We start from the raw sequence: 23,169 nt of genomic DNA, 5'->3' as shown, positions 1-23,169 counted from the left end.
AATGACCCGCAAAGAACGCTTGAACGCTGCTCGTTCACTGTTGCAGGTGGAAATGATCGTTTGTCGTGATAGTGGCATGACTCACAGGGTCGCGGGGGAATGAGCGGAAGCTCTCCGTCCGCCGGTCGCGGCGTCTCAGTCGAACTGGTCGCCGACCGCCATCAGCGCCGTGCCGGCGATCATGAGCCACAGGGCCCGGCGGGTGCGGCCGCGGGAGCCGAGGACGGCCGCCAGCGCGCAGCCGGAGGCGCCACAGGCGTAGGCGAGGGGGACGAGCGGGGGGACGGAGTCGAGGGCGCGCAGCACCGCGGCGGCGAGCCCCGCGGTGGTCAGCAGCGCGCCGGCGCCGGTCGCGGTCCAGCGGGCCCGGCGGGCGTCGGAGGGCCCGTCCTCGTACGCGCCCTCGTCCTCGTGGACGTACGCGTCCTCGTGGGCGTCCTCCGGCGCGTCGGTCCCGGGGGCGTCGGACGGGGCAGGGTGCGGGGCGGGGTGCGCGCTCTCGTGCGGGGCGTCGTGCACACCGGCCTCGGAGGAGATACGTCCGCTCATGGCCCGGGAGCGTAGCCGCTGCCGTGGCGCCCCGTGGTCCCGGACCGCCCGGCGAGACATGCGGCACACCGGTCCCGGACGTGCCGGAGGGGGCGCACCGTGACCGGTGCGCCCCCTCCGGGGACGTGCGTACGTACCGCTCAGCCCTCGCCGACGCCCAGCTTCTCGAGGATGAGTTCCTTGACGCGGGCGGCGTCGGCCTGGCCGCGCGTGGCCTTCATGACCGCGCCGACCAGCGCTCCCGCCGCGGCCACCTTGCCGCCGCGGATCTTGTCGGCGACGCCCGGGTTGCCGGCGATCGCCTCGTCGACGGCGGTGCCGAGGGCGCCCTCGTCGGAGACGACCTTCAGGCCGCGCTTGTCGACGACCTCGTCCGGCGTGCCCTCGCCGGCCAGCACACCCTCGATGACCTGGCGGGCCAGCTTGTCGTTGAGGTCGCCCTCGGCCACCAGTTCGGAGACCCGGGCGACCTGCTCCGGCGTGATCGCCAGCTCGTCCAGCGCCTTCTGGGACTCGTTGGCGCTGCGGGCCAGCTCGCCCATCCACCACTTGCGGGCGGAGGCGGCGTCCGCGCCGGCGTCGATCGTGGCCACGATCGGATCCAGCGCGCCGGCGTTGAGGATCGCCTGCATGTCGAAGCCGGAGATGCCCCACTCCTCGCGGAGCCGGTTGCGGCGCACCAGCGGCAGCTCGGGCAGGGAGGCGCGGATCTCCTCGACCCACTCGCGGGACGGGGCGACCGGCACCAGGTCGGGCTCCGGGAAGTACCGGTAGTCCTCGGCCTCCTCCTTCACGCGACCCGAGGTCGTGGACCCCGTGTCCTCGTGGAAGTGCCGGGTCTCCTGGATGATCGTGCCGCCCGAGGAGAGCACCGCGGCGTGCCGCTGGATCTCGAAGCGGGCCGCACGCTCGACGGACCGCAGCGAGTTGACGTTCTTCGTCTCGGAGCGGGTGCCGAACTTCTCCCGGCCGTGCGGGCGCAGCGACAGGTTGACGTCGCAACGCATCTGGCCCATCTCCATGCGGGCGTCGGAGACGCCGAGCGCCTTGATGAGCTCGCGCAGTTCGGCGACGTACGCCCGCGCGACCTCGGGGGCCCGCTCGCCCGCGCCCTCGATCGGTTTGGTGACGATCTCGATGAGCGGGATGCCGGCGCGGTTGTAGTCCAGCAGGGAGTGGGACGCGCCGTGGATACGGCCGGTGGCGCCGCCGACGTGCAGCGACTTGCCGGTGTCCTCCTCCATGTGGGCGCGCTCGATCTGCACCCGGAAGACCTCGCCGTCCTCCAGCTGTACGTCGAGGTACCCGTCGAAGGCGATCGGCTCGTCGTACTGGGAGGTCTGGAAGTTCTTCGGCATGTCCGGATAGAAGTAGTTCTTCCGGGCGAACCGGCACCACTCGGCGATCTCGCAGTGGAGCGCGAGGCCGATCCGGATGGCCGACTCGACGCCGGTCGCGTTGACGACCGGGAGCGCGCCGGGCATGCCGAGGCAGGTGGGGCAGGTCTGCGAGTTGGGCTCGGCGCCCAGCTCCGTGGAGCACCCGCAGAACATCTTCGTCTTGGTGCCGAGTTCGACATGGACCTCGAGGCCCATGACGGGGTCGTAGGACGCGAGTGCGTCCTCGTACGACACCAGGTCGGTCGTGGTGGTCACGGTGTAACTTCCCTCTCAGCCCAGCAGGACGTCGTCGTCGCCCAGCCGCTTCAGCTCGCGGTAGAGGATGGCGAGGTTGGTGACGACCGCGGCGCCGGTCACAACGGCGTCGATCAGTCGCAGCGTGTCGTGGTCGTCGCGGGCCTTCTTGATCTGCTTGTAGGCACCGAGGGCGCCGAACGCCGACGTGGCCATCGAGACGTACAGACCGGTCCGGGACTTCTTGAAGCCCTTGGCCTTGGACAGTGCGTTGCTCACAGCGACGGTGCCTCCTCGATCAGCGGGTGACCCCACCTTTCCACGAAGGCGGCCTCGACGGCGGCACCCACCTTGTACAGGCGGTCGTCCTTCAGGGCCGGGGCGATGATCTGCAGCCCGACCGGCAGGTTGTCCTCGGGGGCGAGGCCGCAGGGCAGCGACATCGCGGCGTTGCCCGCGAGGTTGGTCGGAATGGTGCACAGGTCGGCCAGGTACATCGCCATCGGGTCGTCGGCGCGCTCGCCGATCGCGAAGGCGGTGGTCGGGGTCGTCGGCGAGACGATCACGTCGACCTGCTCGAACGCCTTCTCGAAGTCCTGCTTGATCAGCGTGCGGACCTTCTGGGCGCTGCCGTAGTAGGCGTCGTAGTAGCCGCTGGACAGGGCGTACGTGCCGAGCATGATGCGGCGCTTGACCTCGGGACCGAAGCCGGCCTCGCGGGTCAGCGAGGTGACCTCCTCTGCCGAGTGGCTGCCGTCGTCGCCGGTGCGGCGGCCGTAGCGCAGGCCGTCGAAGCGGGCGAGGTTGGAGGAGCACTCGGAGGGGGCGATCAGGTAGTACGCCGACAGGGCGAGGTCGAAGGACGGGCAGTCCAGCTCGACGATCTCGGCGCCCAGTTCCTTCAGCAGCGCGACGGACTCGTCGAACCGCTGGATGACGCCGGCCTGGTAGCCCTCGCCGCGGAACTGCTTCACCACGCCGACGCGCATGCCCTCGACGCTGCCGTTGCGGGCGGCCTCGACGACCGGCGGGACCGGGGCGTCGATGGAGGTCGAGTCCAGCGGGTCGTGCCCGGCGATCACCTCGTGCAGCAGGGCCGCGTCCAGGACCGTGCGGGCGCAGGGGCCGCCCTGGTCGAGGGAGGAGGAGAAGGCGACCATGCCGTAGCGGGAGACCGCGCCGTAGGTCGGCTTGACGCCGACCGTCCCGGTGACGGCGGCCGGCTGGCGGATGGAGCCGCCGGTGTCGGTGCCGATGGCGAGCGGGGCCATGTGCGCGGCCAGCGCGGCGGAGGAACCGCCGCCGGAGCCGCCGGGGATCCGGGTGAGGTCCCAGGGGTTGCCGGTGGGCCCGTAGGCGCTGTTCTCGGTGGAGGACCCCATGGCGAACTCGTCCATGTTGGTCTTGCCGAGGATGACGACGTCGGCGTCCTTGAGGCGCTTGGTGAGCGTCGCGTCGTACGGCGGGATCCAGCCCTCGAGGATCTTGGAGCCGACGGTGGTCGGGATGCCCTCGGTGGTGAAGATGTCCTTGAGCGCGAGGGGCACGCCGGCCAGCGGGCCGAGCTCCTCCCCCCGGGCGCGCTTCTCGTCCACGGCGCGGGCCTGGGCGAGGGCGCCCTCGCGGTCGACGTGCAGGAAGGCGTGCACCTTCTCGTCGACGGCCTCGATCCGGGCGAGGTGGGCCTCGGTGACCTCGACGGCGGTGAGCTCGCCCGAGGCGATCTTCGCGGCCGTCTCGGCCGCGGTGAGCTTGATGATGTCGCTCATGGCGGTTACTCCTCCCCCAGGATCTGCGGCACCTTGAAACGCTGCTGCTCCTGGGCCGGGGCGCCGGAGAGCGCCTGCGCGGGGGTGAGCGAGGGACGGACCTCGTCCGCGCGCATGACGTTCGTCAGCGGCAGCGGGTGGGAGGTCGGCGGTACGTCTTGGTCGGCGACCTCTGCGACGCGGGCGACCGCGCCGATGATGTCGTCCAGCTGTCCCGCGAAGTGGTCGAGCTCTTCGGGCTTCAGCTCCAGACGCGCCAGCCGGGCGAGGTGGGCGACCTCCTCGCGCGTGATGCCAGGCATGCAGCGTTCCTCTGAGTGAGTGCGTGCGGTTTGGCCCCAATCCTATGGGGCCGGGCGGGGTGAGGACGCACCGGTTTGCCACGGGCGTGCGCGGGACCCCGCCGAAGGCGCGGGGAACCGCGCGGGAAGCCCCGCCGGACGGCACCCGGCGGCCTGCTCCGGTACACCCCCTGTGCGGTCCCGGCCTCGGCCGCGAGGCGGGCGCGGGAGCCGGTCCCCAAAGCCCCCGCGGCCGTCGGTCATTCGTCCCCGGCCGCCGCCGGGAGAGCGGGCGCGGGCGGGGTGCGACGGGGCGCGCCCCGGGCCCGCAGCCACGCCGTCGTCTCGTCCGGCGGCATCGCCGCGGACACCAGCCAGCCCTGCACCGCGTCGCACCGCAGGTCGCGCAGCCGCTCCCAGGTCTCGTCGTCCTCGACGCCCTCCGCGACGACGAGCAGGCCGAGGGAGTGCGCGAGGTCGATGGTGCAGCGGACGATCTCCGCGTCCTCGTTGTCGATCGCCAGCCGGGCCACGAAGGACCGGTCGATCTTCAGCTCGCTCACCGGCAGCCGCCGCAGGTGGACCAGCGAGGAGTAGCCGGTGCCGAAGTCGTCCAGCGACATCTTCACGCCGTGCCCGGCGAGCGCGGCCAGCGTGTCGGCGGCCCGCTGCGGGTCCTCCAGCAGCACGTGCTCGGTGATCTCCAGTTGCAGCGCGCCGGCCGGCACCCCGTGGCGGGCCAGCCGCGCGGCGACGGAGCCGGCGAAGCCGGGGGTGTGGACGTCGCGCGGGGAGACGTTGACGGCGACCGGGACGCACAGCCCCTGCTCCCGCCAGGCGGCCACCTGTTCGAGGGCGGTCTCCAGGACGTACTCGGTCAGATGCGGCATCAGACCGGAGGACTCGGCGATGGCGATGAACTCGTCCGGCGGGACCCGGCCGCGTTCGGGGTGCACCCAGCGCACCAGGGCCTCGAGCCCGGCGACCTCCCCGTCGAAGCGGACCTTGGGCTGGTAGTGGAGCTGCACCTCGTGCGCGTCGAGCGCGCGCCGCAGGTCGCCGAGCAGACCGAGGCGGTCGGGGGTGTTGGAGTCCCGCTTGGACTCGTAGACCTCGACGCCGGTGCGGTCCCGCTTGGCCTGGTACATCGCGACGTCGGCGCGGCGCAGCAGTCCCTCGGCGTCCGTGGAGTGGTCGGGGAAGACGGCGAGCCCGGCGCTGGCCTCCAGGACGAGGGTGAGCCCGTCGAGGTCGAGCGGGGAGCTGAGCGCGACGACGAGGTTGCGGGCGACGCGGGAGGCGGAGGTGGTGGAGTCCGCGACCGGCAGTAACACGGCGAACTCGTCGCCGCCGAGCCGTGCGGCCTCGGCGCCGCGGGGCAGCGCCAGGCGGAGCCGCTCGGCGATCTGCAGGAGCAGCCGGTCGCCCGCGAGGTGCCCCAGGGTGTCGTTGACCGAACGGAAACGGTCGAGGTCGATCAGCATGAGGGCGGACCTGGCCCCGATGCGTTCGGCGTCGTCGAGCGCTCCCCAGGTGCGCTCCAGCAGCCACTGCCGGTTGGGCAGCCCGGTCAGCGGGTCGCGCAACTGCTCCTCGGCGCGGACCCGGGCGATCCACAGGGTGGAGTCGAGCGCGATGAGGGGGATGGCGAACAGGGGCAGCAGCAGCGGCCGGGCCTCGGCGACGACACAGATCAGCGGGGTGATGCCGAGCAGGGCGACGGCGAGCAGTCCCTGTCGGACCAGGGCGGTGCGAGCCACGGTGGGCAGATGGCCGCCGCGCGGTCCCTGCAGGAACCACAGCAGGGCCCGGGTGACGACGAGGTAGGCGCAGGCGACCAGCGCGACCTGGGGCGCGGTGGCCGGCGTCCAGGCGCCCGGGTACCAGGGGTTCTCCACGGTGGGGACGCGGCCGCAGGCGGCCAGCAGCAGGGCGCCGGTGCCGATGCCGAGGATGTCCACCGCGCCGTGCAGGACGCCCTGCCGCCAGCGGCCTGGCCGGGCGATGCCGACCAGGACGACGGTGGTGAGGCTGATCATGCCGGCGGCGACCCAGCCGTGGAGCAGCAGGACGGCGAGGGTGAGGGCGGCGCCGGAGCCCGTGCCGCCGGACCAGCGGGAGCGGCCGAGCGCCACGAGGTGGCCGACGATGACGCCGGTCAGCAGGGCGAGGGACCAGCCGAGGGTGCCGGAGGGGAAGAGCGCGTGCTGTCCGTCGAAGGCGCGATAGAAGCCGGCGCCGAGGACGACTGCGCCGCCTCCGACGACGGTCGCCGGCAGCGAGGGCCAGGAGGGGCCCCGCTCCCCGCGCTCCAGCGAGTGGTGCTCGCCCCCGTCCCTGGAGCGGTCCCGCGTGACGCCGCGCGGCCGGGGCGCCCCGCCCTGCTTCGGCGGCCCGCCGGAGCCGGAGACGCCGCGCACCCAGCGCGGCACTCCACCGCCGAAGGCGCCCTGCCCGGGCACGGCTCCGGGGGCGCCGGTCCCGGTGGCGCCGGGCGCGCGCGCGTCACCCCGGGCGCCCGCGCGGCCCCACGTGCCCGGGGCCTGAGGGGAGTCCGCGCCGGGTATCGCCCCGGCGCCGCGGGAGCGCGCCGTCCGGGTGGCTCCGCGGCGCCACGCGCCGGAGATCCGGCGCACGCGCAGCCGCGCGTCCGGGGCGGCGCTCTCGGTCGGTTCCATTCCCGTCCCTCTCACAGCCGGCGGTGCCCACGCGTTCGCGGCCCGGTGCCGGCGACGACTGCCGACGGCACCTCGTCCAAAAACCCACCACGCAGCGGGGCACGGCAGGCGCACATCTCAACAGTAGGCCGCTGAAGGCTTCCACGGGCAGCGGTCGACGACGGTTGCCCGAATGCGACCCGGCCACCCGTATGCATCTGGTATGCGCCGAACGGGTGGCCTTCAACCGCTACTCCTCGGTCGGAAGCGCGACTTCGGCCGCGGCTTCCGGTCCGCTCTCCAGCAGGACGGCGAACCCGTCCTCGTTCAGCACCGGCACCTTGAGCTGCATCGCCTTGTCGTACTTCGATCCGGGGCTGTCGCCGACGACGACGAACGACGTCTTCTTGGAGACGGAGCCCGTGACCTTGGCGCCTCTGCTCTGCAGGGCCTCCTTGGCGCCGTCCCGGGTGTGGTGCTCGAGCGTGCCGGTGACGACGACGGTGAGGCCCTCCAGCGGGCGCGGCCCCTCGTCCTCGCCGGTGCTCTCCTCCTCCATGCGGACGCCCGCGGCCTTCCACTTGCGCAGGATCTCGCGGTGCCAGTCCTCGGCGAACCACTGCTTGAGGGAGGCGGCGATGATGGGCCCGACGCCCTCGGTGGCCGCCAGTTCCTCCTCGCTCGCCGCCTCGATGCGGTCCACCGAGCGGAACTCGCGGGCCAGCGCCTCGGCCGCGACAGGCCCGACGTGACGGATGGACAGGCCGGTGAGCACGCGGGCCAGCGGGCGCTCCTTGGCGGCGGCGATGTTCTCCAGCATGGACACCGCGTTCTTCCTCGGCTCGCCCTGCTGGTTGGCGAAGACCGTGGCGATCTTCTCCTCGCCGGTCCTGGGGTCGCGCTTGGGCAGCCCGCTGTCCTGGTCCAGGACGTACGCCTTGATGGGCAGCAACTGCTCCATGGTGAGGTCGAACAGGTCGCCCTCGTCGGTCAGCGGCGGCTCGGCGGGCTCCAGCGGTCTGGTCAGGGCCGCGGCGGCGACATAGCCGAAGTGCTCGATGTCCAGGGACTTGCGGCCCGCGAGGTAGAACAGCCGCTCGCGCAACTGGGCGGGGCAGGCGCGGGAGTTGGGGCAGCGCAGATCGACGTCGCCCTCCTTCATGGGCCGCAGCGGGGTGCCGCACTCGGGGCAGTCGGCGGGCATCACGAACTCCCGCTCGCTGCCGTCGCGCAGGTCGGCGACGGGGCCGAGGATCTCGGGGATGACGTCACCCGCCTTGCGCAGCACGACCATGTCGCCGATGAGGACGCCCTTGGCCTTGACCACGTCCTGGTTGTGCAGCGTGGCGAACTCGACCTCGGACCCGGCCACCGTCACCGGCTCCACCTGCGCGTAGGGCGTCACCCGGCCGGTGCGGCCCACGCCGACGCGGATGTTGACGAGCCTGGTGTTGACCTCCTCGGGCGCGTACTTGTACGCGATGGCCCAGCGCGGGGCGCGCGAGGTGGAGCCGAGGCGGCCCTGCAGGGGGATCTCGTCGAGCTTGACGACGGCCCCGTCGATCTCGTGCGCCACGGAGTGCCGGTTCTCGCCGTAGTGGGCGATGAACTCCCGTACGCCCGCGAGGTCCTCGACCACCCGGTTGTAGGGCGAGGTGGGCAGACCCCAGCTCCCCAGGAGGTCGTAGGCCTGGGAGAGGCGGCTCATGCCCTCGAAGCCCTCCAGGGCCCCGATGCCGTGCACGACCATGTGCAGGGGGCGGCTCGCGGTGACCCGGGGGTCCTTCTGGCGCAGTGAACCGGCCGCCGCGTTGCGCGGGTTGGCGAAGGGCTTGTCACCGGCCTCGACGAGGCGGGCGTTGAGCTCCTGGAACTTCTCCATCGGGAAGAAGACCTCGCCGCGGATCTCCACGACGTCCGGCACCTCCTCGCCGTGCAGCCGGTCGGGGATCTCGGCGATCGTGCGCACGTTGGGCGTGATGTCCTCGCCGGTGCGGCCGTCGCCGCGGGTGGCGGCGCGGGTGAGCCGGCCGTGCTCGTAGGTGAGGTTGACGGCGAGGCCGTCGACCTTGAGCTCGCACAGGAAGTGGTAGGTCTGGCTGCCGAGTTCCCTGGCGATGCGCTCGGTCCAGGCGGCCAGGTCCTCGTCGTTGAACGTGTTGTCCAGCGACAGCATGCGCTCACGGTGCCGGACGGAGGTGAACTCCGTCTCGTAGGCGCCCGCGACCTTCTGGGTGGGCGAGTCGGGCGTGCGCAGCTCCGGGTGGCGCTCCTCCAGCTCCTGCAGCTCCCGCAGCAGCCGGTCGAACTCGGCGTCGCTGACGACCGGGGCGTCCTTCACGTAGTACCGGAAGCGGTGCTCCTCGATCTGCTCGGCGAGCCGGACGTGCCGCTCCCGTGCCTGCGCGGGCACCGCCGTGGTCTGGGCTTGCTTGTCGCCGGCCACCGTGTTGTCCTCCCGTTACTCTGGGTCGTCCGCGAGGGACCTCGCCGCCCGGGCGCAGTGGGCCAGCGCCCGGCGCGCGTACTCGGGGGACGCGCCCGCGAGCCCGCACGCGGGGGTGACCGTGACCGTGTCCGCGAGAAGCCCCGGAGACAGCCCCAGCCTGCGCCACAGCGTCCTGACACCCATGACGCTACCGGCAGGGTCCGACAACGGGCCGTCCGTGCCGGGGACGACACCGGCGAAGAGCCGCGTCCCCGCCTCCACCGCCTCCCCCAGCGTGTCGTCGTCACGCTCGGTGAGCAGGGAGAAGTCGAAGGAGACGGCCGCTGCGCCGGCCCGGCGCAGCAGGGCGAAGGGCACGTCGGGGGCGCAGGAGTGCACGAGGACGGGCCCCGCCTCGTGGACCCCGACGACCTCGCGCAGGGCCGCCTCGACGACCTGCCGGTCCGGGGCGCGGTGGGTGCGGTAGCCGCTGGCGGTGCGGACCTGTCCGCGCAGGACGGCGGTGAGGGAGGGCTCGTCGAGCTGGAGGACGACCTGGGCGCCCGGCACCCGGCGGCGCACCTCGGCCAGGTGCGCCCGCAGCCCTTCGGCGAGCGAGCCGGCGAGGTCGCGGCAGGCCCCGGGGTCGGAGAGGGCGGCCTCGCCGTTGCGCAGCTCCAGGGCGGCGGCGAGCGTCCAGGGCCCCACGGCCTGCACCTTCAGGGGGCCCCGGTACTCCTGGGTGAACTCCTCCAGGGCGTCGAGGTCCTGGCGGAGCCAGGAGCGGGCCCGCCGGGTGTCCCGGCCGGGGCGGTCCCCGATCCGCCAGCCGCTGGGCTCCACGCGGGCGTAGAGCTCGACGAGCATCCCGGCGGTGCGGCCGATCATGTCCGCGCCGGGCCCGCGCGCGGGCAGCTCGGCGAGGAAGGGGAAGTCCTCGAAGGACCCGGTGACGGTCTTCGCGGCCTCCCGCGCGTCACCACCGGGCATCGATCCGACGCCGGTGGCCGGCCCGAACCTGAACTGGCTGTTCTCACTCACGCGGGAAGCCTAGAGCCTGGCGCGGGAGGGTTCGGCGTCCGCCCACCGGTCGGGGCGGCGGGCGGACGGGTCAGGAGTCGCCGAACTTGTCCGCCAGACCGCGTTCCAGGTAGTCCTCCGGCAGGTCCTCGACGAGCACTTCGGCCTCGGTGCGGTCGGTGTGCATCCGCCAGTGCGTGCCGGCGATCGTCTCCGGCCGGGAGGCGTGCCCGCCCTGCCCGATGTAGGCGGCGATCGCCATGTGCGCGGCGTGCACGCCGGTGCCGGCGAGCGCCGCGTTCAGGTTGAGGATCCAGTTGCGCATCCCGCCGGTGGCGATCTGGATGTTCGCCACGTGCGGGGCGATGAGCGGTCCGGAGCCGGCGCCGCTGGTGACCAGGACCGTTCCCGAGCCGCGTGCCAGCATGCCGGGCAGGACGTGCTGCACCGCGGCGACACCGCCGAGCAGGTAGAGGTCCAGTTGGGCCAGGACCGATTCGACGGTGACCTCGACGGCCCCGACGATCGGTGCCCGGCGCAGGTCGGCCGGGGTCGGCGCGGGCGAGTACTCGAGCACCTCCACCGGTCCTAGGCGCTCCTCGACGGCGGTCAGCGCCTCGTGCAGGGCGGGCCGGTCGGTGATGTCGGCGGGGAACACCTCGGCCCGGACGCCCTCGCCGGACAGCTCCTCCGCGATCTCCCCCAACCGCTCCGCGCCCCGGGCGATCAGCGCCACGTCGAAGCCCTCGGCGCCGAATCTCCGGCCGATCGCCCGGCCCAGTTGCGGCCCCGCGCCGACGATCGCGATCGTGCTCAACTCGCCACCTCGTACCCTTGTTCCGGTTCGCGCGCGCCAGGGGACGCGCACCGGCGTGCTTCTTCGCGCCGTCGTCCGAACCCTAGGAGGGCCCCAGGGGCGGGGTCGCGGACCGATGCGACAGCTCCGGCCGGAGATGCGCGACAACCGCGACGGCAGTGGTACGCGGAAGGAAGAAGCACCAGAACATGCACGGCAGCCTCTCGGTGAGCCTGGAAGGGGCCGGCGCCTTCGGCGACTTCGCCCGCGCGTGGCGGTCCCGGATGGGCGAGGGCTTCGCGCTGGCGCCGTTCGACCGGGGCACCCTCGCCGGTTTCGGGGCGCGCTCGCGGGGATTCCGGCTGCGGGACACGATGTTCAACCGCTTCGAGAACGCGGCCGCCCTGCGGACGGACGGCCGGTCGGTGGGTTCGCAGGACCACGTACGGCTGTGGATCGTCGACCGGGGGAACTGGCGGATCGGGCTGCCGGGCGGCACCGAGCACACGGTGCCGGCGGGACGGCTGCTGATGCAGACGGGACGGCTGACCCACTTCGCGGCCTCGCCGGGGTCCGCCGTGCGGATTCTGGTGCTGCCGGCCGCGGAGATCCGGCACGGCCCGGACAGGGCGGCCTCGGGCCCGGGCGACACCCCCGAGGCCCGGCTCCTGACCGCGCACGCCGCCACGGTGGGCCGGATGCTGGACGACCTGGGGCCGGCCGGGCTCGACGCCGCCCGCGACACCCTGGCCGAGCTGGCCCGGGCCGTGGTGCGGGGCGGGGCCGACGACAGGGAGCCCCGGCTGTCGCCGGCGCTGGCGCAGGCCGCCCGGGACCTCGCCGACCGCCGGCTCACCGACCCCGCCCTCACCCCCACCGTGATCGCCGGGGAACTGAACGTCTCCGTGCGCACCCTGCAGCGGGCCTTCGCGGGCGAGGAGCACTCCCTGAGCGCCTACATCCGCGAGCGCCGTCTCGAGGGGGCCCGCCGCGCGCTCCTGGCCACCGGCCGGCGGGCGAGCGTCGCGGACGTCGCCGCCCGCTGGCAGTTCGCCGACGGCGGCCACTTCGCCCGCCTCTTCCGCCGCCGCTACGGGCAGACCCCGACGGAGTACGCGAGGGCGACGGCGGTGGACCCCGTCCCCGTCACCGTCCCGGGCGCACCGTCAGGTCGTTGACCTCGGCGTCGCGGGGCAGGTCGAGGGACATCAGGACGGTGGTGGCGACGGACTCGGGGTCGATCCACCGGTCCGGGTCGTAGCTCTTGCCCTCCTGCTGGTGGACCTTGGCCTGCATGGGGCTGGCGGTGCGGCCGGGGTAGACGGAGGTGACGCGGACGCCGGCCGCGTGCTCCTCCTCGCGCAGGGCGTCCGCGAGGGCCTTCAGCCCGTGCTTGGAGGCGGCGTACGCCGCCCAGCCGGCGTGGGCGTTCAGGCCGGAGCCGGAGTTGACGAACACGACGTGGCCGCGGGCGACGCGCAGTTGCGGAAGGAAGTGGCGGGTCAGCTCGGCGGGGGCCAGCAGATTGACGTCGATCTGGTGGCGCCAGGACTTGGGGGTCAGTTCGCCGACCGGGCCGAGTTCGAGGACGCCCGCGATGTGCAGCAGGGAGTCGACGCGGTCGGGGAGGGACTGGTGGGAGAAGGCCCAGGACAGCCGGTCGGGGTCGGCGAGGTCGCCGACGAGGGTCCGGGCCCCGGGGAACTCGGCGGCGAGCTCCTTGGCGCGGGCCGCGTCCCGCGCGTGCAGCACGAGCTCGTCCCCGCGGGCGTGCAGCCGCCGCGCGACGGCCGCGCCGATGCCGGAGCCGGCCCCGGTGATCACATGTGTAGCCATGGGGCCATGCTCGCATTTCCCCCGCGCGGTCCGTCGCCGCCCCCGCCCCTGCCCGGGGCGGCCACGGACGCCCCGCGGCCGTCCTCCGGCGCCGCCCCTCAGGCGCGTTGCCGCGCGCGCATCGCCTCGGCGGCGCGGAGGCGTCGCGGGGTGAACGCGTCGATCGTGCCGGCGCCCTCCCCCGGTGTCCGGTTCCACTTCTCGATCTTCTCGGCCAGCTTGCGCAGCCCCGCGTCGCCGGGCCGCACGTCGATCTGGAAGTGGCCCTCCTTCGGTGCGACCGGGTCGTCGCCGCCCCAGCGCACCACGGCCTGGCACTCGGCGAGGATGTCCCGCACGACGGTCACCTCGTGCGGGAAGAGGCCGCCCCGCGCACCGGCCGGGTAGAGGTCGGGGCAGAGGGCGACGGCCGTCCCGGACAGGTAGTTCGACTCCTGGTCGGCGCGCACGGTCCGGTCCGCCGTGTGCCCGTGCACCTGTCCCGCCCCCAGGGTGCGGATCTCGTAGTGGAAGCGGCGCGTGACGTGGAGCAGGACCGTGGCCACGTCGCCCGTCAGCAGGGCCACCGAGGCGTTCGAGCCCTCGACGCGGTGGACCGCGATGCCGGCGGGCCGGCCTGCTCCCTCCTTGACGGGCCACCCGTTCGCCGAGCGGCTGCCGGACCAGTGCCCGCCCTTGCCGTCGGCGGCGGCAGCGGCCCGGGGGGCCGCGCCGGCGGTGGAGGCGGATCCGAGGGAGAGGGCGGATGCCGCTCCGACGAGGCCGACGGCCGTGAGGAAGCCGCGGCGGCCCAGGTTCTCGCTGTGATCGTTCACTGTGCCTCAGTGTTCCTTTCCCGGCCTCCGGCCGGACTCCGGTGCTCCACGAGCCGGGCGCGCACGGCCGTCCCCAGACAGCAGGCACAGGCCACGAGGTAGGCGACGACGCCGGGATTCACGTAGGGCGGGACGAGGTCGAAGTGCGCGTTGCACCTGCGGTGCAGCGGGACGAGCGAGGTTTGGCCGTAGGCCGGTTCCAGCGGCTGGTGATGTTGCAGGGTGCAGGTCTCCTCGATGTCCGTGGCGAACATGTGGGAGGCGCCCCACAGGTACAGCGCCAGCGCGCAGAGCAGGAATCCGGCGGCCGCGGCGGCCCGGCGCGCGGGCGGGCCGCCCGGCAGCAGCCGGACGACGGCTCCGACGAGCAGGGCGCCGAGGACGGTCCACAGGCAGACGACGAAGAAGGTCAGCACGTTTCCACCATGGTTGCCGGACGGCGGCCGGGGAGCCCCGTCGCCGGCCGCCGGTCAGCCTTCCTGGTCGGCCAGTTTCTGCAGGGTCTCCGCATAGCCCTGGAGGTACGGATCGAGTTTCCCGTCCGTGAGGTATCCGGGAAGCAGTGTGTTCCATCCCGAGACCTGCCGGATCGCCTGGGTCCGCATGGCGTCCAGGACGTCGTCGTCCCCGACGTCGACGAGCATGGTCCGCGCGGTGTCCTCGGCGTGCGAGACGCTGCTGCCGTGCCGCTGGGCGAAGTAGTTCGTGAACCGGCGCAGATGGCCGTTCCCACCGATGAGGGACTGGACCTGCTCGTCGATGCGGGCCCCGTTCTTCACGGCCGTGCCGACGAGATAGCCGTCGACGTCCTCCACCATGTCGCCGAAGGAGAAGGAGGAGCTGACGTTGAGTTTGGCGAGCCGGTCCATGCAGAAGGCGTAACCGGAGGCATAGGAGTCGGCGTTGTTGCGCCAGTCCCCGTAGAAGGTGCTGAGGTCGCCGCCCCAGCCGCCGAAGTCCCCCCGGTTCGCGCCGGTCCCGGAGCCGCTGCCCTTGAGGTAGAAGGCGTTGGCGGTGGCGCCGAAGTGGTCGGCGTGCACGGTCACTCCGTACGACGGGTCGGTGAAACTGGTGACCCGGTTCGGCCCGTTGTCCTCGGCGTAGGCGATCCAGTCGCGGTCGACGTCACCGATCAGGGTCTGCCAGCCGCTGTAGAGGTCGACGTAGCGGGGATAGCGCAGGTACTCCATGACGCGCAGGCTCGGGTTGCCCTTGTCGTACCGCACGGCGGTGCTGTAGAGGTCGGCGATGTACTGCACGTACTTGGAGACCGGGGACTCGGTGCCGCCGATGCCGTCGCGTCCGACTCCCTTGTCGGCGTGCGGCCGCTGGACGTCGCGGTCCAGGTCGAAGGAGTCGGTCTGGCTCGCGCTGAACCGGAACTCCTTGATCTGGGTGAAGGACCAGTTCTCCGGCATCGGGAAGCCGAGGTTGCCGGAGAATCCCCAGGACATCCCGGAGACGAACGAGTAGCGCGCGTAGGCCTCCGCGCTCACCCGTGAACAGACGTTCCGGGAGCCGTACACGCCGGCGACATAGCGTTTCCCGCGGCTGGCCAGGCCCGACTGGACACCGTTGAAGTACGGGACGATGTTGCTGGTGATCTCCGGGTCCGTGGCGTCGTAGTCGACGGCGAAGTAGATCACCGTGCCGGTGTTGAACCCGTATCCGACGGCGCGGTCGTGCGCCTTCTGGGCGTGCGCGTACCCCTGCGGGAAGGTGAAGTCGGACAGCGAGCGGGCGCCGTACTGCGAGATGGGGAAGACCCGCATGCCGCCGTCGAAGATGGCGTCCAGTTCCCCGGGCTGGATCTCCTTGTCGAGGGTGCTGTCCGGGTCCTCGTCCAGGTAGCGGCCGACCACCGTGTAGCCGCCCGAGACGAGGGCGCGTGCCCGGTCGACGCTGATGTGGAAACGCGTGTCGCAGGCGCCGGCGTCCCGGTCGGGGTCGCCCATGGAGACGAGTAGCTGGGCCCATGTCTGGTAGTCGCCGCGGCCGTTGACGGTGAGCGCGGAGAACTCCTGGAAGGCGCGCACGTAGGTGGTCAGGGCCGAGTCGAACGCCGTCTTGAACACGGTCGAGGTGGAGCCGACGCGGCCGTTGAAGACGCAGGCGGCACTGAAGAGTTTGACGAAGATGCCCGAGTCGCCCTCGGCCACCTGATGGTTGCGCAGTCCGGCCTGGGTCGTGGGGCCGAAGTTCCCGGTCGCCTGGTCCTCCGGGACGCCGAACTCGTACTGCAGCGCCTTCATGAGGGCGGTCTGGACGTCCCGGGTGTAGTGCCCGTCGCAGGGGATGAGGAAGAAGGTGGACTTGTTCAGATAACTGCTGTTGAGCCACTGCTGGATCGTGCGCACCTCCTCGGTGCCGCCCGACAGCAGCGAATAGGCGTCCATGGTCAGCAGTGCCTTGAATATCTTCGGCTGCACCCTCCCGTCGGAGGGGACGGCGAAGCCGGCGTTGCGTTTGAGCTGGGTGACGGAGGCCGTGGTGGCGGCGTCGTAGGTCCCGTCCTCGTTCCCGCCCCAGTACCCCTTGCAGAACAGGGCGCTCTGCACGATGCGGATGATGTTCTTGTTGGAGGTCGACGGGCCGATGTCCCCGAGGGCCGCCAGTTTGGACAGGGTGGTGGGGCCGAAGCTGTCGGAGAGGGCGGTGATGCCCAACTCGACCTGGAGGCCCCGGGTGAGCGAGAACATGGTCGCCCACCCGGTGGCGCCGTTCTCGGGACATCTGTTGTAGCCGCTCACACCGCCGTAGGTGGCGTTCACCCATTTCTGGGCGGCGAGGACCTTCTCGTCCATCTCGTGCTCCTTCCGGTGGAACCGCGCTGGGCCGGCGCCGTCGCGCGCCGGCCCACGGGGTGGCAGCCGTCGACGGACGAGGCGAGGGGTGTCGAGGGGGACGGCTCAGCCGCAGGGGAACACGTACTCGGACGTGTAGTCGATGTAGAGGCTGCTGGACTTGCTGCCCATCTTGGCGGTGACCGGTGCGCAGGCGAAGCTCGAGACGTAGACGGGGCCCGCGTACTCGCTGAAGTTGCCGGAGTCGGTGTCGCAGCCCGTTCCGTCGATCTTGCACACACGCAGGTACATGTACTGCGACTTGCCCACGTTGTTGTCGAGGATGGCGCACCCCTTGCCGCCGTTCCCGTAGGAGAACAGGGTGCCCAGCCGCAGGTTGGGGTCGGTGCCCAAGGGCAGCGGGACGGCCTTGTTCAGCGTGTAGCCGGATCCGCACACCGTGGCCGCCGCCGACACGGCCTGCGGGTCGCTCGTGGCGATGGCCCGGGTGGTGGCGTCGGCCTCGGCGGAGACCGACGGGGCGGGGTGCTGCGCGGCCACCGCCTGCGGCGCGGCCACGCCGACCGTGGCCAGGGCCGCGGCGACCGCCGCCGTACGGAGGGCTGCCGTGAGCTTGGGCATGGGAGGGGGGGTCCTCTCGTCGAACGTCGAATGTCGAACATGTGTTCGGGATCGAGCCGGCGGAGTCACTGTATGCGTGTCGTGAACACTTCAGTAAGGGGGCGATCATCGAGCGCGGAAGTGCGCGCGTCCGAAAACCGTCCTGTGCCGGGACGGCCCGGACGTCCGGGCCGTCCCGGCACAGGACGGAAACACGTGCGACGACTGAGTGAAGCCTCTGTGCCCGTCATGCGGAGGGCGGCGGTCCGCCCTCCGGGAATTGGCCGATCATGAACGGCCGCCCGTGCGGGGCACGGGGAGGCTCCCCCCGCCCGCCCTCACTCGATCCCCACGCTCTCCTCCAGGTACGCCAGCGCCCCCACCGGCTCCTCCGCGAAGAAGACCAGCTCGGCCAGGGGGCGCGGGAGGAAGCCCTCGGCGTCCATGCGGTGGAACTGCTGCTTGAGGCCGTCGTAGAAACCCGCGGTGTTGAGCAGGACGACGGGCTTGTCGGTGTGGCCGTGCTTCTTGAGTTCCAGGATCTCGGTGGCCTCGTCGAGCGTGCCCGTGCCGCCCACCATGATGACGACGGCGTCGCCCTTCTCCAGCAGCAGCCGCTTGCGTTCGGCGAGGTCCCCGGCGACGACCATGTCGTCGACGCCGGGCCGCACCTTGTGCGAGAGGAAGTCGACGGAGACCCCGCACAGCCGCCCGCCCGCCTCCTGGACGCCGTCGGCCACGACCTTCATCAGACCGGCGTCGGAACCGCCCCACACCAGGGTGTGGCCGCCCTTGCCGAGGAGTTCCGCGAACTCGCGGGCGGGGCGGGTGTAGCGCTCGTCGAGGTCGGCGGCGGAGAGGAAGACGCAGATTCGCATGGCGACCACGGTACGCGGCGAGAACGGGCCGCCGGACGGGAAGAACCGGGCGGGCACCGGTGCTGAACCGGCATGAGCAAAGGACACGTGATCACAGTCGAACAGAGCGACGCGCGCGTGCGGGTGGTGCACGGCGGGCAGGTGCTGGCCGAGAGCGACCGCCCCCTCGTCCTGCGGGAGACCGGCTGTCCCCCGCGGTACTACCTGCCCCCCGAGGACGTCCGGACGGACCTGCTGACGCCCTCGCCGACGCACACGGTCTGCCCGTTCAAGGGCACGGCCTCCTACTGGTCGCTGCCGGACGCCGCCGACCTGGTGTGGGCCTACCCGGAGCCGAAGGAGGAGGTGGCCGCGATCAAGGACCACCTGTGCTTCTACGAGGTCGAGGTGGTCGGCACGCCGGCCGCCTGACCCGCCCGTACGTCCCACCGTCCCCGCCCGCCGTGTCGTACCCGGGGATCGCCGAGCCCGGTGGCAGTCTCCGGTGACATGACAGGCACAGGGACGGCAGACAGGGCAGGCATGGACAGGACGGTCACCTCGCGCGACGGCACGTCCCTCGCGTACACACGCTCCGGAAGGGGCCCGGCCATCGTGCTGGTGAGCGGGGCGATGTCGACGGGCGCGACGACGGCTCCGCTGGCCGCGCGGCTGGCGGAGCGCTGCGAGGTGGTCGTCTACGACCGCCGGGGCCGCGGCGGCAGCGGGGACACCGAGCCGTACGCGGTCGCCCGCGAGGTGGAGGACCTCGGGGCGCTGATCGGGGAGGTGGGCGGGAGCGCCGCCCTCTACGGCGTCTCCTCGGGTGGCGCACTCGCCCTGGAGGCGGCGGCGAGCGGCCTGGAAGGGGTGTCCCGGGTCGCCGTGTACGAGCCCCCGTTCGCGCTCTCGGAGGAGGACGCGAGGGCGCGCGAGCGGTACACCGAGCGGCTCACCGAGGCACTGCGGCGGGGGGCGCGCGGCGACGCGGTGGAGCTGTTCCTCTCCCTCACCGGACTCGCCCCCGAGATGATCGCGAGCGCCCGCCCCTCCCCCATGTGGCCCGGCATGGAGGCGGTCGCACCGACCCTGGCGTACGACGACGCGGTGATGGGCGGCGGCCGGGTGCCCCGCGAACGGCTGGCGGCGGTCCGCGTGCCGGTCCTGGCCGTGGCCGGCGGGGCGAGCCCGCAGTGGCTGCGCGAGGCGGCGAGGGCGGTGGCGGAGGTGGTCCCCGAGGGCGAGTACCGCTGTCTGGAGGACCAGAACCACATGGTCGACCCGGACGCCCTCGCCCCCGTGCTCACGGAGTTCCTCGGCGCCTGAGCCGGGCGGCCGGCGACGGGCGCGGCGGTGGCGCCCGAGCCGGGCCGCGGGTGACGGACATGACGTGGCGCGCCCGAGCCGGGCCGCCGACGGCTGACCCCTCGGTGGCGGAAATGCGGTGGGGCCGGCGCGTGTTGGCGCTGAGCGGGAGCACAGTTCCGGCCACCGGGCCGGCCCACGACCGGAAGGACAGCCGCCGCATGCCCAGCACCGCACCGGAACCGCACCGCACGCCGGCCCCCGAGAACGCCGCCGAGGCCGCCGGCGCCCACCGCCCCTGGACCGTGGCCGTACTCGGCCCGGGCGGCGTGGGCGGGCTGCTCGCCGCGCTGCTGTCCCGGGCAGGGCACCGGGTGATCTGCCTGGCCGGTGAGGCGACCGCGAAGACCCTGCGGGAGAACGGCATCCGGGTGCGCAGCGAGCCGTTCGGGGACTTCACCGCCGAGGTGGAGGCCGACACCGTTCTGCGCGAACCGGTCGACCTGTGCGTGGTGGCCGTCAAGCACACCAGCCTGGACGAGGCCCTGGAGCGGGTCCCGGCGGCCGTGCTCGGCCCCGACGCGCTGGTCCTGCCCCTCCTCAACGGCGTCGAGCACACCGGGGCGTTGCGCGGCCGCTACGGCCACGACCGGGTGGCGGCCGGTGTCATCCGGGTCGAGTCCGCGCGGGTCGCGCCCGGGGTGATCGAGCACGGCAGCCCGTTCGCCGACATCGACCTCGCGGGCGGGACGGCACGACCGCTCACCGAGGTGGCCGCGGTGCTCGAAGCCGCCGGCCTCCGGGCCCGGGTCGCGGAGTCGGAGACCGCGATCCTGTGGGCGAAGCTGGCCTTCCTCGCCCCGTTCGCCCTGCTCACCACGCGGTACGGCACCGGCGCCGGCCCGGTGCGCACCGAGCACCGGGAGGAACTGCTCGCCCTGATCGAGGAGACCACCGCCGTCGGCCGGGCGGAGGGGGCCCCGCTCGACGCGGCCCGCAGCGTGGCGATGTTCGACGCGTGCCCGGCCGGCATGCGGTCCTCGATGCAGCGGGACGCGGAGGCGGGCCGTCCACTGGAGCTGGACGCGATCGGCGGAGCCGTGCTCCGCGCGGCCGAGCGGCACGGGATCGCGGTACCGACGGCCACGCGCCTGGTGGCCGAGGTGGGCGCCCTCTGAACGACGGGGCACCAGGGGCGGGGAGCCGACGCCCCGGCAGCGGCGGCGGCACGAAGAGGCGGGGCGGGGCAGCGCCTCCCGCCTCTTCGGGCACGCGTCCCTGCCCCTGGGCCTCCTGACGTGGCCGGACGTCACGTCTAACGTCCTCGGGTGAGCCTTTGGACCTCCCTGGAACCCGCCTCCACCACCGTGGACCCGGGTGGCAGCACGACCGTACGGCTGCGTCTGCGCAACACCGGTGACGTGGTGGACGAGTACCGCTTCGAACCGGTGGGTTCCCTCGCGCCGTGGACGGTGGTGGAACCGGCGACGCTGCGCCTGTACCCGGGGACGACCGGGACGGTGGACCTGAGGATCGCTCCCCCGCGCACGGCGGACGCGGCGGCGGGCCCCCACCCGTACGGGGTCCGCATCACGCCGACCGAGCACCCGGAGGCGGCGGCCGTACCCGAGGGCAACGTCACGGTGACCCCGTTCACGGAGGTGCGGGCGGAACTCGTGCCGCCGACGGTCAAGGGCCGCCTGCGCGGGCGCCCGAAGCTGGCCGTGGACAACCTGGGCAACACGAGGCTGACGGCCTCGGTGAACGGCAGCGACAACGGCGACCAGTTGTCCTACGAGGTCCGTCCGGGCAATGTGCAGATCGAGCCGGGCCGTGCGGCGTTCGTTCAGGCGGTGCTGAAGCCGCGGCGGATCATCTGGTTCGGCGCGAAGCAGGACCGGCCGTACACGCTGTCCGTGCAGCGGTCCGGCGTGACGCCGCTGAAGGTCGAGGGCACGTACGTCCAGCGGGGGTTCCTGCCCCGCTGGCTCGCCACCTGCCTCGGCCTGTTCCTGGCCCTGGCCGTCACCTTCGTGATGCTGTGGATCGCCTACAAGCCGCAGGTCCGCACCGCGGCCACCGAGAAGATGCAGGGGGCCGGCGTCAGCACCCTGCCGCCCTCCGCCCCGCCCTCGCTGAAGGCGCCCAGCAGCCCCGAGGCCCCGGCCTCCGTCCCCGCCGCTCCGGCCTCCGGCGGCGCGGGGGGCGGCGGGGGCGGCGGGGGCGGCGGTGCCGGGAGCAAGAAGCCCAAGGCTCCCGCGGCGACAGCGGCGACCGCCGTCCGGAAGCTCGCCGCGCAGGACCCGGACGGACGGCACATCTGCTACCGGGCGTTCGTGGCGGGCGAGGGCTGGACGGACGCGGAGTGCGACGGCGAGACCGCCGGCACGCCCGGAGAGGGCACGATCACCGCCGTCAACGTCGCCGTGGCCGGCGCCCAGGGCACCGACACCCGTGCCTACGTCCACGACCCCGCGTCGACCAACGGCGAGGGGAAGTACTTCGACCCGTGGTCCGTCGCCGCGGACGGTGGCGACACCTACGCGGGCAGCACGAAGAAGGGCGCCCCGCACATGCTGGGCTTCGCCGTCAACGTCGACAAGGGCAGGGGCAACGTCTGCCAGGACACCTACGTCCATGACGGCGACTGGATCGGCCTGGTCTGCGACCAGCCCGGCGCCGGACTGGACTTCACCTACGCCGGCACCCACGACAACAACCAGTGGATCCAGGCGCTCCGGCTCACCGTGTGAGCCGGCCGCGCGGTGACCCGCACACCGGGCGCGGCCGGGGCGAGCCTCACGCCAGGTGTTCGGAGAACCAGCGGGTGGCCGCCTCCATGGACTGCTCGAAGCCGCGTCCGGGGACGTAGAGGGAGTGGTGCTCGGCGCCCGGTATCTCCACCAGGCTCTTGGTCGCCCTGACCTCCTCGAGGAAGGCCCGCGCCATGTCACCGGGGATCATGCGGTCCCCGCCCGCGAGGATCATGAGCGTCGGCGGGGCGATCCGCTCGGCGTAGGACCGGACGTCGAACTCGACCGCGTGCTCCAACGACCGGGCGGTGAACGAGTTCTCCCACTGCGCGGGGACCCCGGCGGGGCCGTTGATGGCGTAGTCGTACCCCTCCTTGGTGTCCACCAGGGCGAAGGTGCCCGGGGGGTCGTGGGGCATCAGCACCTGCTTGAGACGTGAGGGTCGCTTCCCTTCGAGCGTGCGGCGGCGCTCCTCGTGGAACATTCCGCGGAACGAGGCGAGCCCCTCCTTGCCGATCGCCTGCTCCGCGATGACCGTGCCGGCGATCCACGGGGTCTGGGCGACGACCGCCTTCACGCGGTCGTCGTACCCGGCCAGGGCGAGCACGTGACCGCCGCTGAAGCTGGTGCCCCACAGCCCGACCCTGTCGGCGTCGAACCGGGGGTGCGACTGGGCGTACGTAAGCGCCATCTGCATGTCGCGGCACTGGGTGACCGGGTCGAACTCTCCACGCGGCAGGCCGTCGCTGGGCCCGAAGTTGCGGTGGTCGTACAGGACGACGCCGAAGCCGTTACGGCACAGCCACTCCGCCACGATCACCAGGCGGTCGGCCGAGTCGCCCATGCCGTGGCTGGCGACGACCACCGGAACGGGGCCGTCGTGGCCGCCCGGAACGTAGGCGCGCCCTCGCAGGGTGCAGGTGCCCTCGTAGGACGGGAACTCGATTTCGTCGACTGTCATGGCAGTCCTCTCGCCAGGGGCCGGGCCGATCCGCCCGGACGCCAGAAACGCTACACGCATGTCGCAGTTAAGGAAATGCTGGGACAGTCGTGTAGCATTTTGTG

General features: G+C 72.8%; 21 protein-coding genes. 5 read left to right on the top strand and 16 right to left on the bottom strand.

Going from position 1 to position 23,169, the window contains the following annotated elements:
* Positions 1–135: 135 nt before the first annotated feature.
* From OHB09_RS23660 to OHB09_RS23620, 9 genes are all read right to left on the bottom strand, one after another.
* The gene (locus OHB09_RS23660) at positions 136–549 is read right to left on the bottom strand and encodes a hypothetical protein (protein WP_404829080.1); all 414 of its coding nucleotides are present in this window, start codon (positions 547–549) and stop codon (positions 136–138) included.
* A 140-nt stretch (positions 550–689) separates the two neighbouring features.
* Positions 690–2,204, bottom strand: a complete 1,515-nt coding sequence (gatB, locus tag OHB09_RS23655; RefSeq protein ID WP_093598399.1) for an Asp-tRNA(Asn)/Glu-tRNA(Gln) amidotransferase subunit GatB — start codon at positions 2,202–2,204, stop codon at positions 690–692.
* 15 nt (positions 2,205–2,219) lie between these two features.
* Positions 2,220–2,462, bottom strand: coding sequence for a hypothetical protein (locus OHB09_RS23650; RefSeq protein WP_006139668.1), 243 nt, complete (start codon positions 2,460–2,462; stop codon positions 2,220–2,222).
* Positions 2,459–3,952, bottom strand: coding sequence for an Asp-tRNA(Asn)/Glu-tRNA(Gln) amidotransferase subunit GatA (gene gatA / locus OHB09_RS23645; protein ID WP_006139669.1), 1,494 nt, complete (start codon positions 3,950–3,952; stop codon positions 2,459–2,461). Before gatA ends, OHB09_RS23650 begins: the two co-directional genes overlap by 4 nt.
* 5 nt (positions 3,953–3,957) lie before the next feature.
* A complete protein-coding gene (gatC, locus tag OHB09_RS23640; protein ID WP_006139670.1) occupies positions 3,958–4,254 on the bottom strand; it encodes an Asp-tRNA(Asn)/Glu-tRNA(Gln) amidotransferase subunit GatC in 297 nt (98 codons plus the stop codon).
* 239 nt (positions 4,255–4,493) lie between these two features.
* On the bottom strand, positions 4,494–6,911 hold the full coding sequence (locus tag OHB09_RS23635; protein WP_191853342.1) for a bifunctional diguanylate cyclase/phosphodiesterase: 2,418 nt from the start codon (positions 6,909–6,911) through the stop codon (positions 4,494–4,496).
* Positions 6,912–7,140: 229 nt separating this feature from the next.
* The gene (gene ligA, locus OHB09_RS23630) at positions 7,141–9,336 is read right to left on the bottom strand and encodes an NAD-dependent DNA ligase LigA (RefSeq protein ID WP_006139673.1); all 2,196 of its coding nucleotides are present in this window, start codon (positions 9,334–9,336) and stop codon (positions 7,141–7,143) included.
* A 15-nt stretch (positions 9,337–9,351) separates the two neighbouring features.
* Positions 9,352–10,359, bottom strand: a complete 1,008-nt coding sequence (locus tag OHB09_RS23625) for a methionine synthase (protein WP_167793791.1) — start codon at positions 10,357–10,359, stop codon at positions 9,352–9,354.
* A 70-nt stretch (positions 10,360–10,429) separates the two neighbouring features.
* Positions 10,430–11,155 (bottom strand): SDR family NAD(P)-dependent oxidoreductase, encoded by a 726-nt coding sequence (locus tag OHB09_RS23620; protein WP_167793792.1) that lies wholly within the window; start codon positions 11,153–11,155, stop codon positions 10,430–10,432.
* 188 nt (positions 11,156–11,343) lie between these two features.
* Between OHB09_RS23620 and OHB09_RS23615 the strand changes: the two genes are divergently transcribed.
* On the top strand, positions 11,344–12,312 hold the full coding sequence (locus tag OHB09_RS23615) for a helix-turn-helix domain-containing protein (protein ID WP_191853343.1): 969 nt from the start codon (positions 11,344–11,346) through the stop codon (positions 12,310–12,312).
* Here the strand turns inward: OHB09_RS23615 and OHB09_RS23610 are convergent.
* From OHB09_RS23610 to OHB09_RS23585, 6 genes are all read right to left on the bottom strand, one after another.
* Positions 12,281–12,970: an SDR family oxidoreductase gene (locus OHB09_RS23610; protein WP_093598384.1), complete on the bottom strand. Its 690-nt coding sequence runs from the start codon at positions 12,968–12,970 to the stop codon at positions 12,281–12,283. The genes OHB09_RS23615 and OHB09_RS23610 overlap by 32 nt on opposite strands.
* Before the next feature lie 98 nt (positions 12,971–13,068).
* Entirely contained in the window at positions 13,069–13,785 is a 717-nt protein-coding gene (locus OHB09_RS23605) for a hypothetical protein (protein ID WP_328922503.1), read from the bottom strand.
* The gene (locus OHB09_RS23600; RefSeq protein ID WP_006139679.1) at positions 13,782–14,201 is read right to left on the bottom strand and encodes a hypothetical protein; all 420 of its coding nucleotides are present in this window, start codon (positions 14,199–14,201) and stop codon (positions 13,782–13,784) included. Before OHB09_RS23600 ends, OHB09_RS23605 begins: the two co-directional genes overlap by 4 nt.
* A 54-nt stretch (positions 14,202–14,255) precedes the next feature.
* The gene (locus tag OHB09_RS23595) at positions 14,256–16,589 is read right to left on the bottom strand and encodes a glycoside hydrolase domain-containing protein (RefSeq protein WP_191853345.1); all 2,334 of its coding nucleotides are present in this window, start codon (positions 16,587–16,589) and stop codon (positions 14,256–14,258) included.
* 105 nt (positions 16,590–16,694) lie between these two features.
* Positions 16,695–17,210 (bottom strand): hypothetical protein, encoded by a 516-nt coding sequence (locus OHB09_RS23590; protein ID WP_167793847.1) that lies wholly within the window; start codon positions 17,208–17,210, stop codon positions 16,695–16,697.
* 317 nt (positions 17,211–17,527) lie between these two features.
* Positions 17,528–18,067 (bottom strand): LOG family protein, encoded by a 540-nt coding sequence (locus tag OHB09_RS23585; protein ID WP_040894778.1) that lies wholly within the window; start codon positions 18,065–18,067, stop codon positions 17,528–17,530.
* A gap of 72 nt (positions 18,068–18,139) precedes the next feature.
* Between OHB09_RS23585 and OHB09_RS23580 the strand changes: the two genes are divergently transcribed.
* The 4 genes from OHB09_RS23580 (at position 18,140) to OHB09_RS23565 (ending at position 22,104) form a co-directional block, all read left to right on the top strand.
* Entirely contained in the window at positions 18,140–18,478 is a 339-nt protein-coding gene (locus OHB09_RS23580) for a DUF427 domain-containing protein (RefSeq protein ID WP_040894744.1), read from the top strand.
* A gap of 111 nt (positions 18,479–18,589) precedes the next feature.
* Entirely contained in the window at positions 18,590–19,372 is a 783-nt protein-coding gene (locus OHB09_RS23575) for an alpha/beta fold hydrolase (RefSeq protein WP_328922502.1), read from the top strand.
* A 200-nt stretch (positions 19,373–19,572) separates the two neighbouring features.
* Positions 19,573–20,529 carry a ketopantoate reductase family protein gene (locus tag OHB09_RS23570; RefSeq protein WP_318295298.1) on the top strand — a complete coding sequence of 319 codons (957 nt, stop codon included), beginning with the start codon at positions 19,573–19,575 and terminating at the stop codon, positions 20,527–20,529.
* A 150-nt stretch (positions 20,530–20,679) separates the two neighbouring features.
* Positions 20,680–22,104, top strand: a complete 1,425-nt coding sequence (locus tag OHB09_RS23565) for a hydrolase (RefSeq protein ID WP_191853347.1) — start codon at positions 20,680–20,682, stop codon at positions 22,102–22,104.
* Positions 22,105–22,150: 46 nt separating this feature from the next.
* Here the strand turns inward: OHB09_RS23565 and OHB09_RS23560 are convergent, their stop codons facing one another.
* A complete protein-coding gene (locus OHB09_RS23560; protein ID WP_191853348.1) occupies positions 22,151–23,065 on the bottom strand; it encodes an alpha/beta hydrolase in 915 nt (304 codons plus the stop codon).
* Positions 23,066–23,169: the final 104 nt, after the last annotated feature.

Source organism: Streptomyces griseoaurantiacus, assembly GCF_036189845.1.
GTDB lineage: Bacteria > Actinomycetota > Actinomycetes > Streptomycetales > Streptomycetaceae > Streptomyces > Streptomyces griseoaurantiacus.
This window is presented reverse-complemented; position numbering and strand designations above follow the sequence as displayed.

Excerpts from the sequence above, each read along its gene's own strand:
- OHB09_RS23590 (WP_167793847.1), bottom strand. The coding sequence starts at position 17,210 with ATGCCCAAGCTCACGGCAGCCCTCCGTACGGCGGCGGTCGCCGCGGCC.
- OHB09_RS23635 (WP_191853342.1), bottom strand. The coding sequence starts at position 6,911 with ATGGAACCGACCGAGAGCGCCGCCCCGGACGCGCGGCTGCGCGTGCGC.
- OHB09_RS23560 (WP_191853348.1), bottom strand. The coding sequence starts at position 23,065 with ATGACAGTCGACGAAATCGAGTTCCCGTCCTACGAGGGCACCTGCACC.
- OHB09_RS23580 (WP_040894744.1), top strand. The coding sequence starts at position 18,140 with ATGAGCAAAGGACACGTGATCACAGTCGAACAGAGCGACGCGCGCGTG.
- OHB09_RS23595 (WP_191853345.1), bottom strand. The coding sequence starts at position 16,589 with ATGGACGAGAAGGTCCTCGCCGCCCAGAAATGGGTGAACGCCACCTAC.
- OHB09_RS23615 (WP_191853343.1), top strand. The coding sequence starts at position 11,344 with ATGCACGGCAGCCTCTCGGTGAGCCTGGAAGGGGCCGGCGCCTTCGGC.
- OHB09_RS23585 (WP_040894778.1), bottom strand. The coding sequence starts at position 18,067 with ATGCGAATCTGCGTCTTCCTCTCCGCCGCCGACCTCGACGAGCGCTAC.
- OHB09_RS23570 (WP_318295298.1), top strand. The coding sequence starts at position 19,573 with ATGCCCAGCACCGCACCGGAACCGCACCGCACGCCGGCCCCCGAGAAC.
- OHB09_RS23610 (WP_093598384.1), bottom strand. The coding sequence starts at position 12,970 with ATGGCTACACATGTGATCACCGGGGCCGGCTCCGGCATCGGCGCGGCC.
- OHB09_RS23660 (WP_404829080.1), bottom strand. The coding sequence starts at position 549 with ATGAGCGGACGTATCTCCTCCGAGGCCGGTGTGCACGACGCCCCGCAC.
- gatA (WP_006139669.1), bottom strand. The coding sequence starts at position 3,952 with ATGAGCGACATCATCAAGCTCACCGCGGCCGAGACGGCCGCGAAGATC.
- gatC (WP_006139670.1), bottom strand. The coding sequence starts at position 4,254 with ATGCCTGGCATCACGCGCGAGGAGGTCGCCCACCTCGCCCGGCTGGCG.
- OHB09_RS23575 (WP_328922502.1), top strand. The coding sequence starts at position 18,590 with ATGGACAGGACGGTCACCTCGCGCGACGGCACGTCCCTCGCGTACACA.